This is a genomic window from Fonticella tunisiensis (assembly GCF_004364155.1).
Classification (GTDB): domain Bacteria; phylum Bacillota; class Clostridia; order Clostridiales; family Caloramatoraceae; genus Fonticella; species Fonticella tunisiensis.
Genome location: NZ_SOAZ01000005.1, coordinates 21,675 through 36,980 on the forward strand (window position 1 = coordinate 21,675; position 15,306 = coordinate 36,980).

16 protein-coding genes are annotated in these 15,306 nt (G+C 36.1%); all 16 read right to left on the reverse strand.

Annotated features, from left to right (window positions below):
- Positions 1 to 16: 16 nt before the first annotated feature.
- On the reverse strand, positions 17 to 472 hold the full coding sequence (gene nrdR, locus EDD71_RS04140; protein ID WP_133627484.1) for a transcriptional regulator NrdR: 456 nt from the start codon (positions 470 to 472) through the stop codon (positions 17 to 19).
- A 104-nt stretch (positions 473 to 576) separates the two neighbouring features.
- On the reverse strand, positions 577 to 900 hold the full coding sequence (locus EDD71_RS04145; RefSeq protein ID WP_133627485.1) for a YlmC/YmxH family sporulation protein: 324 nt from the start codon (positions 898 to 900) through the stop codon (positions 577 to 579).
- A 289-nt stretch (positions 901 to 1,189) separates the two neighbouring features.
- Positions 1,190 to 1,963: an RNA polymerase sporulation sigma factor SigG gene (gene sigG, locus EDD71_RS04150; protein ID WP_133627486.1), complete on the reverse strand. Its 774-nt coding sequence runs from the start codon at positions 1,961 to 1,963 to the stop codon at positions 1,190 to 1,192.
- A 144-nt stretch (positions 1,964 to 2,107) separates the two neighbouring features.
- A complete protein-coding gene (sigE, locus tag EDD71_RS04155) occupies positions 2,108 to 2,788 on the reverse strand; it encodes an RNA polymerase sporulation sigma factor SigE (RefSeq protein ID WP_133627629.1) in 681 nt (226 codons plus the stop codon).
- Between the two features lie 68 nt (positions 2,789 to 2,856).
- Positions 2,857 to 3,747 carry a sigma-E processing peptidase SpoIIGA gene (spoIIGA, locus tag EDD71_RS04160; protein WP_133627487.1) on the reverse strand — a complete coding sequence of 297 codons (891 nt, stop codon included), beginning with the start codon at positions 3,745 to 3,747 and terminating at the stop codon, positions 2,857 to 2,859.
- A gap of 173 nt (positions 3,748 to 3,920) precedes the next feature.
- Positions 3,921 to 5,000, reverse strand: coding sequence for a cell division protein FtsZ (ftsZ, locus tag EDD71_RS04165; protein ID WP_133627488.1), 1,080 nt, complete (start codon positions 4,998 to 5,000; stop codon positions 3,921 to 3,923).
- A 21-nt stretch (positions 5,001 to 5,021) separates the two neighbouring features.
- Positions 5,022 to 6,281, reverse strand: coding sequence for a cell division protein FtsA (gene ftsA / locus EDD71_RS04170; RefSeq protein WP_133627489.1), 1,260 nt, complete (start codon positions 6,279 to 6,281; stop codon positions 5,022 to 5,024).
- Positions 6,282 to 6,575: 294 nt separating this feature from the next.
- Positions 6,576 to 7,316, reverse strand: coding sequence for a DUF881 domain-containing protein (locus EDD71_RS04175; RefSeq protein WP_133627490.1), 741 nt, complete (start codon positions 7,314 to 7,316; stop codon positions 6,576 to 6,578).
- Positions 7,313 to 7,675: a small basic family protein gene (locus EDD71_RS04180; protein ID WP_133627491.1), complete on the reverse strand. Its 363-nt coding sequence runs from the start codon at positions 7,673 to 7,675 to the stop codon at positions 7,313 to 7,315. The genes EDD71_RS04175 and EDD71_RS04180 overlap by 4 nt, the downstream gene beginning before the upstream one ends.
- A gap of 17 nt (positions 7,676 to 7,692) precedes the next feature.
- The gene (locus EDD71_RS04185; protein ID WP_166636332.1) at positions 7,693 to 8,391 is read right to left on the reverse strand and encodes a DUF881 domain-containing protein; all 699 of its coding nucleotides are present in this window, start codon (positions 8,389 to 8,391) and stop codon (positions 7,693 to 7,695) included.
- A gap of 4 nt (positions 8,392 to 8,395) precedes the next feature.
- Positions 8,396 to 9,154, reverse strand: coding sequence for a cell division protein FtsQ/DivIB (locus tag EDD71_RS04190; RefSeq protein WP_133627493.1), 759 nt, complete (start codon positions 9,152 to 9,154; stop codon positions 8,396 to 8,398).
- 140 nt (positions 9,155 to 9,294) lie between these two features.
- Positions 9,295 to 10,398 carry an undecaprenyldiphospho-muramoylpentapeptide beta-N-acetylglucosaminyltransferase gene (gene murG, locus EDD71_RS04195; protein WP_133627494.1) on the reverse strand — a complete coding sequence of 368 codons (1,104 nt, stop codon included), beginning with the start codon at positions 10,396 to 10,398 and terminating at the stop codon, positions 9,295 to 9,297.
- 1 nt (position 10,399) lies between these two features.
- Complete coding sequence (gene ftsW / locus EDD71_RS04200) at positions 10,400 to 11,509, reverse strand: putative lipid II flippase FtsW (protein WP_133627495.1); 1,110 nt, start codon at positions 11,507 to 11,509, stop codon at positions 10,400 to 10,402.
- A 10-nt stretch (positions 11,510 to 11,519) separates the two neighbouring features.
- Entirely contained in the window at positions 11,520 to 12,494 is a 975-nt protein-coding gene (mraY, locus tag EDD71_RS04205) for a phospho-N-acetylmuramoyl-pentapeptide-transferase (protein WP_133627496.1), read from the reverse strand.
- Positions 12,494 to 13,858 carry a UDP-N-acetylmuramoyl-tripeptide--D-alanyl-D-alanine ligase gene (locus EDD71_RS04210; RefSeq protein WP_133627497.1) on the reverse strand — a complete coding sequence of 455 codons (1,365 nt, stop codon included), beginning with the start codon at positions 13,856 to 13,858 and terminating at the stop codon, positions 12,494 to 12,496. The genes mraY and EDD71_RS04210 overlap by 1 nt, the downstream gene beginning before the upstream one ends.
- Positions 13,858 to 15,303: a UDP-N-acetylmuramoyl-L-alanyl-D-glutamate--2,6-diaminopimelate ligase gene (locus EDD71_RS04215; protein ID WP_133627498.1), complete on the reverse strand. Its 1,446-nt coding sequence runs from the start codon at positions 15,301 to 15,303 to the stop codon at positions 13,858 to 13,860. The genes EDD71_RS04210 and EDD71_RS04215 overlap by 1 nt, the downstream gene beginning before the upstream one ends.
- Positions 15,304 to 15,306 lie beyond the last annotated feature (3 nt).

Here is a 15,306-nt window from a genome sequence, read left to right on the forward strand (position 1 = left end):
CAATGCTATAGGATTTTTATTTTTCCTTTAATATCTTTTGCAGCTCTTCCATAAATGTATTAATATCCTTAAACTGTCTGTAAACAGAAGCAAACCTTACATATGCTACATCATCGATTTCCTTAAGCTTTTGCATTACAAGTTCTCCTATAAAATGGCTTGAAACTTCCTGATCCATGGTATTGTATACCTGCTTTTCAATATCATCTACTATTTTCTCAATCTCATTAATAGATACGGGCCTTTTTTCAAAGGATTTTAAAACCCCATTTAATATCTTTCTTTTATTAAACGGTTCCCTTGTCCCATCTTTTTTTATGACATAAACAGGAATATCCTCTACCTTTTCATATGTAGTAAACCTTTTCTGGCATCTAAGGCATTCCCTGCGCCTTCTAATGGAAGCATTATCCTCGGTTGGCCTTGAATCCAAAACCTTTGTTTCATTGTGGCTACAAAAAGGACATTTCATAATAAACTCTCCTATCAACTTTATCTCTGTTCGTATTATATAATTATACAAATTTTGTATGTATTTGTCCATGATAAAATCAAAGGAAATATAAACTGCAATCGTTATAATAACTTTTCATCATCCTCATTATTATTTAAAATATTATTAATTTCCTTAGAATTTCCATTTGATAAATCCACAAGAACTATATCCACGCCAAAAACTCTAATCTGATCCCATCTTATCTTTATTTCATCCTTTTTTTTAAATATCGAAAAAAATCCCCCCTGTGGTGGTATGACAAGACTTTCTATACCATTCAACTCATCATCGAATATAATATCGCTTACAAATCCCAGCCTTTTGCCTTCAGAGATTTCTATAACTTCCATCTGTCTTAACTGAGTAAGGGTTATAACATTTTTTCCCAAGTATTTATCTCCCATTGTTTCACCTCCATCAATAAAATATATGACGTGGACAACCTATATATGAACAAAAGTAAATTATAAAAAAGTAAATTAACTCGTTGCGCCGCTCTGAAAAGTTCAATGGAATAAAAGCAGAAAATATCTGCAGAGCGCCAGAATAAATATAAAAGTTTCTCAGCTTATGTCTAGATTATCAATAAATATAGTAGCTGTTTTCGTAATCTTACTGTGAAATTTATTTCATGTGGAGCTAGTGAAACGATTTATTTATTATAAAAAATGATGGCTAAAAACCATCATTTTACTAAATAAATTTTCTCATATGATTCAGTGCCGACTTTTCAAGCCTTGAAACCTGAGCCTGTGAAATACCGATTTCCTCTGCCACCTCCATTTGGGTTTTACCTTCAAAAAATCTAAGTGTAAGTATAAGCTTTTCACGGCTGTTTAATTTCTGAAGTGCCTGCTTTATCGATATATTTTCAATCCAGCTGTCATCATGATTTTTATTATCGCTTATTTGATCCATAACAAATATTGCATCGCCGCCATCATGATATATAGGTTCAAATAGCGATATTGGATCCTGAATGGCATCAAGTGCGAATACTACTTCTTCTCTGGGGATCTTCAGTTCCCTGGCTATTTCAGAAATATTTGGCTCCTTATTGTTTTTAGAGATAAGTTTGTCACGTACCTGAAGAGCCTTATAAGCTATATCCCTCAAAGATCTGCTTACCCTTATGGAATTGTTATCCCTCAAATACCTTCTTATTTCTCCTATAACCATGGGTACAGCATATGTTGAAAACCTCACATTCTGCGAAAGATCAAAATTATCTATTGCCTTTATTAATCCTATACATCCCACCTGAAAAAGGTCATCAACATTTTCTCCTCTATTGTTAAACCTCTGAATAACACTAAGTACAAGCCTTAAATTTCCTTTTATAAACTTCTCCCTTGCTTCGTTGTCACCCTGCCTCATTTTGATAATAAGCTGCCTCATTTCTTCATTCTTTAAAACAGGTAATTTAGATGTATTAACGCCGCATATTTCTACTTTATTTGTTATCATAAGTCAGCTTCATCCCCTTCAGTGTTGTTGTATTTAGATTATTTCCGAAGGGAATTTCTTTTATTCAATAAAAAAATCGGCATTTATTTCCATAATGAACTATAATATTTGGTTACAAGTGTTGTGTTAGTAAAAACAGATAAACTAAATCATTCTGTTTATATCGCGCCTTAAACGCTTTATAATTCTCTTTTCGAGCCTTGATATATATGACTGAGAAATGCCAAGGATATCAGCCACTTCCTTCTGTGTTCTTTCACCTCCGCCCTTAAGCCCAAAACGCAGCTCCATAATCTGTTTTTCTCTCGTACTAAGGCGTGACATGGCGCTTTTTAAAAGCTGCCTTTCAACCTCATCCTCAATACAATGATATATTAAATCATTATCCGTACCTAGTATATCCGAAAGAAGAAGCTCATTTCCATCCCAGTCAACATTTAAAGGCTCGTCGAAGGATATCTCTCCTCTCACCTTGCTGTTTCTTCTTAAATACATGAGTATTTCATTTTCGATACATCTTGATGCATAGGTAGCAAGCTTTATCTTTTTTGCAGGATTAAAAGTATTGACCGCCTTTATAAGTCCTATTGTACCTATGGATATTAAATCCTCAACGCTTATGCCCGTATTTTCGAACTTCTTGGCAATATACACTACAAGCCTCAGGTTCCTTTCAATAAGTACAGCCTTAACTTCCTCATTTCCTTCCCTTAGCTGTTCAACAAGCCTTTTTTCCTCTTCATTGCTCAGCGGGGGCGGCAGCGCTTCACTCCCTCCTATGTAGTAAACATCCTGCAAATTAAAAATCTTCCACTGAACGTACATCAATAAATACCTTATCTTATCTCTCAATACTCCTAGAACCTTTATAAAGCCTGTCAAATGAACCCCCCCTATTTGACAATTTCCGGGTATGCCAGTGCCTGGTAATCCCCCTGATTTGATATTGGTTTATTATAAAGTGCTATTATTGCCCCCTGAATAATCCTGGTTCTGCTCTTATGCCTGACAATAACCGTATCAACCCTCACTCCCGTAAGCATTCCATTGTCAACTCCAAGTGCTCTGTATGGTATTATTCTAATCCTGGATTTCATGGTAGTTGATAGAATGGCATCATATATTGATGACGATTGCTGCTTCTTAAATAGAGCCTGTTTTACATCATCTGAAAAAATATCATACACTGAATTCATGTTCACAACAATCACAGGCTGATTAGTTAAAGGATCCCGCAGGGAATTTCCCGTATCAATTAATGCAGTTACATTACAGCATCTATCGTTCAATATTATTTGAAGCTCAACTTTATTTTTTTCCCTGCTATAATAATTCTCAAAATAATCAAATCCAATCTTAACCAAAATTATTGCAGCAATACTTCCACCAATTATATAGTTTGCAGGTATATCAATCATAAAGGTTCCGTTTGCCACTTCCAGTTGTTGATTTCCAAGATAAAAAAAACCAAATATTGTACCACCTACAATAAATGCCTCTATATAAAACATTATGAGTATTTTTATAAAATCCTTAATTCTGTAGGGCAAAAATGCTATAACATTCATTATCATGGAAATAAGTAATTTCATAATCAACGAGTAGAAAATGTGTAAATCAGGAAAGAATATGACAAATACGTATAATGCCCCTGTCAGCGCTGCCACAGCCATTCTCCACCATTTAGCCTTACATTTACAAAAACGGTTTATAACATATAACAAAAGATAGTTCATAAAAAAATTTTCGAATATTAGTATATCAATATAAACAACCCTTCGCATTTGCCCACCTCCGTAGCGTGGACAATTTTTATACTCTTATTATAAGACCATTCAGCCGTAAAATTTGTCACTTTATAATTATATAAATATAAAAACTTTCCTCAAAATATTCTTAAAAAATTTATATTTCACCAAAAAATAAAGAAAGAGGGAGATTAAATCCCTCTTTCAATCTATCTTCTATTCCTTTGATTTCTAAAAAATGGCGGTATATCGAGATCATCACTCTTTAAATCTATTACAGGTGAAGCTTCATGAGCACTTGACTCATCATTTTTTTTGACATTCTTTTCATCTTCGTGTTTTTCAAATCCTGTGGCAATAACAGTTATTCTTATGTCATCTCCCAACTCCTCATTAATTACTGCACCAAATATTATGTTTGCATCAGGATCAGCAGCCTGTTTTACCTGATCAGCAGCTTCATTTACCTCAAACAGGGTAAGATTTGGGCCTCCTGTAATATTTAGAAGAACCCCGGTGGCTCCATTTATTGTTGTTTCAAGGAGAGGGCTTGAGATAGCCTGCTTTGCTGCATCAACTGCCCTGTTTTCACCCGTTGCTCTTCCGATACCCATATGTGCTAACCCTCTATTGAGCATAATGGTTTTTACGTCAGCAAAGTCAAGATTTATGAGCCCCGGTATAGTTATAAGGTCAGATATACCCTGAACACCCTGCTTTAAAACATCGTCGGCTACCTTAAAAGCTTCTGTAATTGGTGTTTTCTTATCAACAACCTGGAGCAGCCTGTCATTTGGAATAGTTACAAGAGTATCAACCTTTTCCTTAAGCCTGTTAATTCCCTGCTCGGCATGAATCATTCTTTTTCTTCCTTCAAAAAGGAATGGTTTGGTGACTACACCAACAGTCAATATCCCCAATTCCTTCGCAATCTCAGCAACAACAGGCGCTGCTCCTGTTCCGGTTCCACCACCCATACCTGCTGTAATGAAAACAAGATCTGCTCCCTTAAGCGCCTGGGTAATTTCTTCCTTGCTTTCTTCTGCAGCTTTTTGTCCTATTTCAGGATTAGCACCTGCACCAAGTCCCCTGGTCAATTTATCTCCAATTTGAATTTTCTGTCCTGCTTTGGATATGTATAATGCCTGTTTATCAGTATTAATAGATATAAATTCAACTCCTCTTAATCCCGATTCTATCATTCTGTTAACAGCATTATTTCCACCGCCGCCTACTCCTACGACTTTTATTTGAGCCGTTTGATCGATATCAAATTCAAAGTCTAGCACATTAATACCCCCTTAAGTATTCTAGAAAAAATCTGCGAAAAATTCTCTTATTCTGTCCATTAAGCCTGGCCTGTGTTCTTCTTTCTCATCAGCTTCCCTATCTGCTGCAACCTCTCCACGTTCTACAAGCTTTTTATTGTTTACTATGCTTGTCCTTTTCTGTTTCAAGGCATACATGGCAATTCCAGTTGCTGCAGAATAAATAGGATTGGCTACGCCTATATAGTTGGGATATCCAAATCGTATGGGTACATCAAAGTATGATTGAGCAACATCTTGAATACCCCTAATGTTAAATAGCCCTCCTCCTGTTATAACAATACCTGCAGCCAGGGATCCCAGCAAATTGTTGTTATGTAGCTCATTTTTAATAAGATAAAGCATCTCAGAAATTCTTGCATCAATTATTTCTGCAATTTCAACAAGATGTATTTCTTTTTCTCCCCTGCCTGCAATATTGTTTATTTTTATTATATCATCATTTCGAACCATTTTAACAGATGCTGTACCATATTGTCTTTTGATTTTTTCAGCTTCCTGGGAAGATATTTTACATACTATAGATATATCATTAGTTATATGGTTACCTCCAACAGGTATGATCTTTGTTAAAACCAGTGAACCATTCTTAAATACTGAAATATCTATAGTTTCAGCACCAACATCAACAAGTGCCACGCCCAGCTCTTTTTCATCATCGTTTAATATTACAGACGAAGTTCCAAGAGGTTCAACTATAATTCCATCAACGGCAAGCCCTGCACGCTGCACGCTTCTTATTATATTCTGAACAGTTGTACAGGAAGCAACTACAAGGTTTGCATCGACTTCAAGCCTTACCCCAACCATTCCAACAGGGTCTCTTATTTCACCATAACCATCTACCACAAATTGCTCAGGTATAATGTCTATTATTTCCCTGTCGGCGGGTACAGCATATACCTTAGCTGCCTGCATAACCCTCGCTACGTCCTCTGAGGTTATCTCCCTGTCTTCCCTTGTAACAGCTATAACTCCCTTATTCTTATATATAGTTGTATAACCCCCTGCAATATTTACAAATGCAGATTTTATCTCTCTATTGGACATGTGTTCGGCTTGTTTTACAGCACTTTGAATTGCATCAACTGTCGAGTCTATATCAACTATAATTCCTTTTTTTACACCTTTGCACTCGGAGGTCCCCACACCTAAAACGTTAAACTGCTTTTTGTTAATTTCTGCGACCAGTACGCATACCTTAGACGAACCAATATCCAGCGATACAACTATATTGTTCATTTATAAATTAACCTCCCTATTGAATTAAAACTTTCCTTCATTAAAATTATTCAACATAAAACTCGTTTTCCCTCTCTATTTACATAAAATTTTTCACAAAAAATTTTTCCAGCATTAGAACCGACTTTTCACCATATACTTTAGCTATAGAGTCATATAATCTACGTATCATTATAATGCATGTTCTTTAGGCTGTCGGTTTACTTACATAGAAAACGTTTATAATAATATTTCGTTCATTTTTGACAAAACTTTATCATATTTTAAAAAATAGTCAGTTCCACATCGAACTGACTATTCTCCACTTTTGATTTTTTCAAGAATTTTAGATTCTGTATCAATGTTTGCAGCCTTCAGCTTTATATTATCTTTCTTCTCTATTCTTACGGGAAGTTCCCTGTCCTTCAAGATCTGATAATGGCTCTCCGGACTGTTCATCCCATTATACAAAGTTTCCGGATTACCAATGGCCTCAATTTTGAATTCGGGTGTTATAACTTCTTCATGATCTCCGTATTCAAGGCTAATGATAGGTCCGGAACAAGTTATAGCCATACCACTTACATATCTAATTCCATTTATTGAAATGGCCTCAGCTCCCGCATTTATCAAATCCTGCACAACATACATTATATCAGTATTATGGACAAGATTATCTGCAAGCTGTCTGTCAAAGTCGTTAAAGTAATATGTCCTATCGTTCATATATATAACAATTCCTGGACCATTAGCTTCAGTGAGGCCATATTTTGCCTTGAGTTCTGAAAATTCTTTTTTTAATGTATCATATATATCCTTATCCTTACTGCTGTTAATCTGGTAGTCCAGGAGCTTCTTATTCAATTCATCAAGATTTTTCTCAAGATTACTTATTTCATATTTAAGCTTATCCTGTTCAGCCTTCTTTTGCCTGTAATCAGAATAGCTTAAAATAGCTGTACGGCTTATTGATGTATTAATAAGGAATGAGGTTATAACAATGCCAGACAATATTCCTGAGAGCAGCAGAAGGATTTTTCCTTCATCTATTTTCATAACTGCTCCTCCTTATGCTTTATCTTCTCTCTTCCCCTTTCAATAAGAAGCCTTCTGATTATAGCAAAATTATTAAAAAGCCTGCTTCCAAAAACTACTACGGCTGCAAGATATATAGGCACATCAAGCCTGTCTCCAAGGTATGTTAATCCTGCAGCAAGTATTATATTTCCAAAAAATCCTGATACAAATATCTCTGTATCAAACTTCTTCTCTATTCCAGCCCTTACTCCCCCAAAAACTGAGTCAAGTGCGGCAAGTATAGCGACAGGTACATATGGAGCAAATATATTTGGTATGTTTACTTTAAGGAAAAGTCCTATAAATATTCCTATTAGAAGTCCAATCAATGGTATCAAAGGTATCACCTTCTAATCTATTTAATATATTTAGTTTCAAAGTTTTTACTAATTCCAGGTATTTTAATATTTTTTTCCTTAGAAATCTTTACTTTTATCTGGCGCTCTTCAAGCTGGTCAATTACTCCTCCCGTAAGGTCAAGGGCAGCATAGAGCACATCCGGGTTTCCTATTGCATAAATTTTGAATTCCTTGTACATATCGTATGGATTACCGTTTATCTTCATAGCTGCTCCGGCTGTTCTAATGGAGGTTCTTGCAACATATCTTTCTCCATTAATTGAAATGGCCTCTGCCTGTGCAGCATTTAATTCATTTATTATTGCAATTATATCATATTCATTTATGGGTATTACATCATTTGTGTTTAATGCGTCTTGAATGCTTAACGTAATTGCTACCCCATCACCTTCGACTGGAGTCGTTCCAGCCAGCTTTCTTAGGTTATCAACTTCTTCCTTAAGCAGGGCTACAGATGTACTTGAATTTGCAGCATTTTTTTCCAGTTCATCAACTTTCTTCTGAGCCTCTGCCACTTTCTTTTGAAGTTCATCACGTTGCGCCGTAAGACCTTCAACCTCCTTCACAAGATCTTCAACTCTCTTGTTGCTCACAGATGCCTTAGGCGCGTTAACCGTTTTAAATTGAACAGCAATCATAAGTCCAAGCAGTATACATATAATTCCTAAGGATAATTGGAATTTTAATCTTTTCATGATTTCACCCCTTTCCCAGTTCTCTAAATACTGCAGTCCCATCGGAGGATATTTCTATGAATACTTTTTTACCTTTTACTTTATCATTGCTCAGGATTGCAATAGCAAATCCCAGCTTGTATTCAAGGTTTGTACTGTCACCTATATCGATGGTCTGCATCTTATCCTTTGTAGTTAAAACAATTCTATATGGATCCTCTATATTGATGCTGTAAAACAACCCCCTGCACTCCTTATAGTCTTGAATCGTAAGTACAGCCTTTAAAGCCCTCTCCTTAACTTCATCCCCCTTTACAACTGGCTCATTCACAGCATATTGTTCAACCTTTACACCTTCAATTAATGGCAGATTACCATCTGGAAATTTATTTACAATATGAACCATTTTGCCATCTTTGTCTACGTTAATAAAGGAATTGTTGTATTGCACAAGACCTTTTATTTCCTTTTCCTTTATTTCAACGATTAATGTAGATGGCAGCCTTCGCCTTATAGCAACACTATCGACATAGGGATTCTGAAGCACATTCTTTTCAAGCTCCTTCTTATTGATCAAAAAAATATTTTCATTTTTTATATTAAGAAGAGCAAGAACCTCTTCCTTTGAAATGTAATTATTTTTTTCCACTACGATATTGTTTATAATAAAATAACTGGACTTTAAAGCAAGGCTTACCATAATTCCAGCACATATTATTAATGCACTGAAGCCTATAAACCTTTTTCTTCTTTTAAGTCTTTTTTCCAGCTTTTTCTCAGGCATATAATCAACCTCTTTTAATTATAAAATCCTACCCGTCTCTTGGTCAAATCCTCGAACTATAAAATTTTTACCAATTAAGAAATCATAATTCCCCTACGGCAATAATAAGCTGCAGGGGATTGTTATTAACTTCATATGTATCATTGCAACATACTTTTAATTATTTGATATATATTATCTGCTGCATCGATCTTGGAAATTTTTTTGGAGTTCTCAGACATTTTATGGAGCATTTCTTTATTTTTTATAATACTTAAAACCTGATCTTTAAATATATCATCCTTTAACTGGCTTTCCTTTATAACTATTGCCGCCCCATTTTCCTCCAGTGCCATTGCATTATATTCTTGATGATTGTTTGCAACATAGGGTGACGGAATTATAATTGCAGGAATTCCCATAGCTGTTATTTCAGATATAATCGTAGCGCCTGCCCTGCTTACTATTAAGTCACACGCACCTAATGCATCCTGCATATTATAAACATAGGGGACTACTTTAATGCCATCAAACTTTTTCAGGTTAATACCTTTCTTTTCAATCTGCATTATAACATCATCATATTGATTTTCTCCTGTAATAAAAAGAAGCTGTATCCCTTCTCTGTTTATATCCTCCAGTGCATCAACAACAGCATTATTGATGTTTCTTGCTCCTCTGCTGCCTCCAACAACAAGTATCAATGGCCTGTTCATATCAAATCCCCAGTTTTCCCTGGCTTTTTGCTTGTTGGCTTTAAGCAGCTGGCTTCTTATAGGATTTCCTGTGTATACAACCTTTCCCTTTGGAAAATATTGTTCTGCTTCTTTAAAAGTAATAGCAATTTTATTTACAAATCGTGCCAGAATTTTATTGGTTATGCCTGGAAAGGCATTTTGTTCATGAATGAGCGTAGGTATCCCTTTAAGTGCAGCAGCAAGCACCACCGGACCACACACATATCCCCCAGTGCCTATTACAACATCAGGATTATATTTTTTAATAAGCCTTCTGGCTTCTGCATATCCCTTAAATACCTTTACTATTGAACTGAAAGTTTTTAAGGAGAATTTTTTATTTAAACCCTCAACTTCTATTAAATCGATATTAAAACCTTCCTTTGGCACCAATTTCTTTTCCAGTCCATTATGACTTCCAATAAAATATATCCTTGAATCCTGTTCTTTTTCTTTTATCTTTCTTGCAATAGCAATTCCAGGATAAATGTGTCCTCCTGTGCCGCCACCTGAAATTATAACCTTCATACTACTCAACTCCATTTCTTATTGTGTGCCTTGAAATGTTTAAAAGTACTCCAAGGGATGCCATTGTAAACACCAGGGAAGAACCTCCGTAGCTTATAAGGGGAAGTGTAACCCCTGTTACAGGCATAAAGGAAGAAACTACAAGGAAGTTGATACTCGATTGAACGGCAATTAGTGTTGTAATTCCTGTTGCAAGGAGACTGCCAAACTTATCTTTACAGCTTAGTGCAATTTTCATTCCCCTCCATATCAGAAAAGCAAATAATAATATTATGATCAAAACTCCTATAAAACCAAGCTCCTCTCCGATAATAGCGAAAATAAAATCATTCTGCGCCTCAGGTATATAATGAAATTTCTGTCTCGACTGTCCCAGCTTTACCCCAAAGAATCCTCCAGAACCCAGTGCATATAAAGACTGTATAGCCTGGTATCCATCTCCAAGGGGATCACTCCATGGGTTTAGAAAAGCTGTAACCCTCTGTAATCTATATGGAGCTATGGCTATTAAAACAACTGCACCAAGCAGCCCCACCATTAATAGCCCCGTTAAGTACTTAAGAGGTACTCCACCTGCAAATAAAAGGGCGAAGGCAGTTGCTAATATTATCATGGTGGTACTCATATTAGGTTCAAGTATTATAAGCGCAGCAAAAATCCCTGATATGAAAAGTACGGGCAATACACCATAAGTAAAGCTTTTTATTTTTTCCCCTTTTCTGGATATATTATCAGAGAGATAAATTATAAGCATAAGCTTGGCTATTTCGGAGGGCTGTATACCCAGCCCTCCAACTCCAATCCATCTTCTTGCCCCGTTTAGTGGGGGCATAAATAAAACCACAACGAGAAGAACAATGGTAGCAGCCATTCCGAAAAAAATTAGCTTCTTGTTCTTTAGTTTAAAATAATCCACATTTGCCATAACAATCATTGCAAACAGGCCGAAACCAGACCATACAAGCTGCCTTATTAAATGATACATAGTATTGTTATGCTTATAATAATCCTCAACCATACTTGCACTGAAAACCATGTTAATACCTATAGCAAGCAGAATAAGTATTGTTATAAAAAGCGGGAAATCAACCGGCCCCCTTTTTTTATTCATGATTTACCTCCTAAAAACTAATTGCTAAGAAACCTATAAGGCAAAATATCGCTGTTAATATGGAAAACCACGCCACCACCTTTGTTTCATGCCATCCTATCTGCTCAAAATGATGATGAAGTGGACTCATTTTGAAAACTCTTTTTCCTGTAAGTTTAAAGGATGTGACCTGTATTATTACTGACAGGGTTTCCATCACGTATATTCCGCCAACTATAACTACTATCAGGGGCATTTTTAATAATACGGCAATTGCTGAAATTGCACCTCCCAGGGCGAGGGAACCAGTATCTCCCATAAACACCTGAGCAGGATAGGAGTTATACTTTAAAAACCCTAGAAGGCTTCCAACAAGGGCTCCACAGAATATAGAAAGACTTCCTATGGATTCATTGTCAGTTCCAATCAAATAAGTAACAACTGCAAAGAAAACGCCCACAATAAGCGTTATGCTTGAAGCTAGTCCATCAAGGCCATCGGTAAGGTTTACTGCATTGGTTGTTCCCACAATAAAAAATATTATAAAAGGAATATACCATATTCCAAGGTCAAAATATACATCAGTAAAAGGTATATGAATAGTGCTTCCAATGTCTTTACTGTTATATGCAAAGTATGCCAGTATAAATGCAAAGGTTATCTGCCCTATAAGTTTTTGATAGGCTCTTAAACCAAGATTTCTTCTTCTGACTATTTTTAAACCATCATCAAGAAGCCCAATAACTCCATAGCCTGCAGTTGTCAAAAGAACAACCCACAAAGTTCCTGTCATTTTACGCGATACAACCATAGTAGTAACGACAATGGCTATGATAAACATTATTCCTCCCATAGTAGGTGTTCCTGCCTTTTTCATATGACTTTGAGGGCCCTCTTCCCTTATACTCTGACCAAATTTAAATCTTTTAAGTGTTGGTATGGTAATAGGCCCCAAAAATATTACCACCAGAAAAGCACAAACCGTCGCCAATATAGTAATTTCCATCATATTCCCCTCTTCCTCTGCGCAGTTAAAAATTCAGTAATGTCTTCCATTTTCATCCCTCTAGAGGCCTTTATCAATATGACATCGTCTTTCTTTATTACTTTATTGAGCTCCTGTAATGCCTCTTCCTTTGTTTTAAAATAAATACCTTCAACTTCATTTATTGCCTCATCATAAATATATCTTGCGTCCTTTCCAATTGCAACAAAAAAACTACACCTTTCCCTCAAATATTTTCCCACGCTTCTGTGGGCTTCCTCAGAAAAATCTCCAAGCTCAAACATATCACCAAGTATTGCAACCCTTCTATTGTCTTTATAGGAAGCAAGAACATCAATTGCTGCCTTCATTGAATCGAGGTTTGCATTATAGCAGTCATTAATTATTTTTATATCTCCTGCATCGATAATCTCCATCCTGAGTTTCCCTGGCGAAAAGTTAAGAATTCCATTTTTTACTTCTTGGACGTCAAGTCCGTATATATCTGCCACAGCTATTGCTGCAAGGGCATTATACACATTATGAATTCCAGGAACTGAAGTTTTAAATATATGCACTTCTCCCCTGTATTTGCATGAAAACTCTATGCCCTTCTCTCCCATATCCTTAATATCAAAGGCATTGTAATCTCCATTTCTTTTTGTTGAAAACTTTATCAGCCTGTATGTTGTTCCTGAAATCCCACTTAAAAGGTCATCATCCCCATTAACAATGAGTGTATTTTTATCAGTAAAAAAGGTTGCTATCTCCATCTTTGCTTTAAGTATGTTTTCCCTGCTGCCGAGGTTCTCGATATGAGCAGTCCCAATATTGGTTATAACTCCAATATTAGGACTTGCTATATATGCAAGCCTTTCAATTTCTTTAAACCTATTCATCCCAAGCTCAACTACACAAATTTCATGTTCCCTTTTAAGCCCAAACATAGTGCGTGGAAGCCCAATCTCATTGTTATAATTTTTCTCAGTCTTATGAACCCTGTACCTCTGGCTGAGGACTGAGTAGATCATCTCCTTGGTGCTTGTTTTTCCGGTACTTCCAGTTACTCCTATAACAGGAATATCAAATTTTTGTCTATAAAACTTTGCAATCTCCTGCATTGCAACCATTGTATCCTTTACAACAATTTGTGGACAGTTTCCCTCAACTTTTCTTGACACAAGAGCTGCAGCAGCACCTTTTTCGTATGCAGCATTTACAAATTCATTTCCATCAAAGTTGCTTCCAATCAAAGCTATAAACAAATCCCCTTTTTTTATATTTCGGCTGTCGGTAGATACCCCTGTAAAAACGATATTATCGTTATAGTTTACAGCCACTCCTTCAGTAATTGATATAACTTCTTTTATGCTTAGGTCTTCCATTACAGCTCCTCCCCAAGAATGTTCATTACTATTTCCCTTTCATTAAAGTATATCGTTTTATCCTTTAAAATCTGATAAGTTTCATGCCCCTTTCCTGCAATAACTATTACATCTCCCTCTTTTGCATTATCTATTGCATATTTTATGGCCTGCTTTCTATCCTCTATTATAACATAATTACATCCGGTAGCATTTATTCCTGGAATAATATCATTTATTATTGCCATTGGGTCTTCGGTTCTTGGATTATCTGATGTAACTACGCAAAAATCTGAAAGTTCCCCTGCAGCCTTTCCCATCTTGGGCCTCTTGCTCTTATCTCTGTCACCTCCGCATCCAAACACCGTTGTAAGCCTTCCCCTGGTGTATTCCCTAGCTGTAGTCAGAATGTTTACTATACCATCAGGTGTATGTGCGTAATCTATTACTACCGTAAAACCTTTTTTTGAATTGATTTTCTCACTTCTTCCGGGCACAGATTTAAGGTTTTCAAGGCCTTTTTTTATAAAATCCATTGAGATATCCATGGCTATAGAGGCAGCTGCGCATCCCAGTGCGTTATATACGTTAAATTTACCTGGAAGGTGAAGCTTCACAGGCATACTTATTCCGTTATAGCACAGGTCAAAAACTGTTCCTTCACCAGAAATATTGATGTTCTTTGCAATGACGTCTGCTTTTCTATCGATACCATAGGTTATTATTCTGGTATTTATAAGATCCGGTATTTTTCTTCCATACTCATCATCTATATTTACCACAGCAGTGTCACACTGTTTAAATAGCTTGAGCTTTGCATTGAAATAATTCTCCATAGTGCCATGGAAATCAAGATGGTCCTGAGTGAGATTGGTAAAAATACCTACGTTAAATTTAACTCCTTCTACCCTCTTAAGCTCGAGTGAATGTGATGAAACCTCCATAACACAAACTTCAATCGCATTTTTTTTCATTCTATAAAAGATATTATGAAGATCCATTGATTCTGGAGTGGTTCTCTTTGCTTCTTCAACAACATCACCCATTATGTTATAAATAGTACCGAGAAGTCCGGCTTTTTTCCCGGAGGCTTCAAGAACCGATTTCATCATAAAGGTCAAAGTGGTTTTTCCATTTGTTCCCGTAATACCAATTATATCCATATACTCTGACGGACGTCCATAGAAATTTGAGGACATCAAAGCCATGGCATTCCTGGTATCCCTTACTTTGATTTTCACGACTTTACCATTTACATTTACATCTTTGCTGATTACAAGGGCTGAAGCGCCATTGTCCACTGCTTTTTGGGCGTAAATATGCCCATCTGTTTTTGTTCCTTCAATACAGAAGAAAAGGCTTCCCTCAGTTATATCTGAGGTGTTATAGCACAAGGATTTTATATCTATATCCTCACCCACAATTTTAATATAGTCCACATTTTTTATAAGTTCTGATATTTTCATTCT

Excerpts from the sequence above, each read along its gene's own strand:
- sigE (WP_133627629.1), bottom strand. The coding sequence starts at position 2,788 with ATGTACGTTCAGTGGAAGATTTTTAATTTGCAGGATGTTTACTACATA.
- spoIIGA (WP_133627487.1), bottom strand. The coding sequence starts at position 3,747 with ATGCGAAGGGTTGTTTATATTGATATACTAATATTCGAAAATTTTTTT.
- EDD71_RS04210 (WP_133627497.1), bottom strand. The coding sequence starts at position 13,858 with ATGGAAGACCTAAGCATAAAAGAAGTTATATCAATTACTGAAGGAGTG.
- sigG (WP_133627486.1), bottom strand. The coding sequence starts at position 1,963 with ATGATAACAAATAAAGTAGAAATATGCGGCGTTAATACATCTAAATTA.
- EDD71_RS04145 (WP_133627485.1), bottom strand. The coding sequence starts at position 900 with ATGGGAGATAAATACTTGGGAAAAAATGTTATAACCCTTACTCAGTTA.
- murG (WP_133627494.1), bottom strand. The coding sequence starts at position 10,398 with ATGAAGGTTATAATTTCAGGTGGCGGCACAGGAGGACACATTTATCCT.
- EDD71_RS04215 (WP_133627498.1), bottom strand. The coding sequence starts at position 15,303 with ATGAAAATATCAGAACTTATAAAAAATGTGGACTATATTAAAATTGTG.
- EDD71_RS04185 (WP_166636332.1), bottom strand. The coding sequence starts at position 8,391 with ATGAAAAGATTAAAATTCCAATTATCCTTAGGAATTATATGTATACTG.
- mraY (WP_133627496.1), bottom strand. The coding sequence starts at position 12,494 with ATGGAAATTACTATATTGGCGACGGTTTGTGCTTTTCTGGTGGTAATA.
- EDD71_RS04175 (WP_133627490.1), bottom strand. The coding sequence starts at position 7,316 with ATGAAAATAGATGAAGGAAAAATCCTTCTGCTGCTCTCAGGAATATTG.
- EDD71_RS04190 (WP_133627493.1), bottom strand. The coding sequence starts at position 9,154 with ATGCCTGAGAAAAAGCTGGAAAAAAGACTTAAAAGAAGAAAAAGGTTT.
- ftsA (WP_133627489.1), bottom strand. The coding sequence starts at position 6,281 with ATGAACAATATAGTTGTATCGCTGGATATTGGTTCGTCTAAGGTATGC.
- nrdR (WP_133627484.1), bottom strand. The coding sequence starts at position 472 with ATGAAATGTCCTTTTTGTAGCCACAATGAAACAAAGGTTTTGGATTCA.
- ftsW (WP_133627495.1), bottom strand. The coding sequence starts at position 11,509 with ATGAATAAAAAAAGGGGGCCGGTTGATTTCCCGCTTTTTATAACAATA.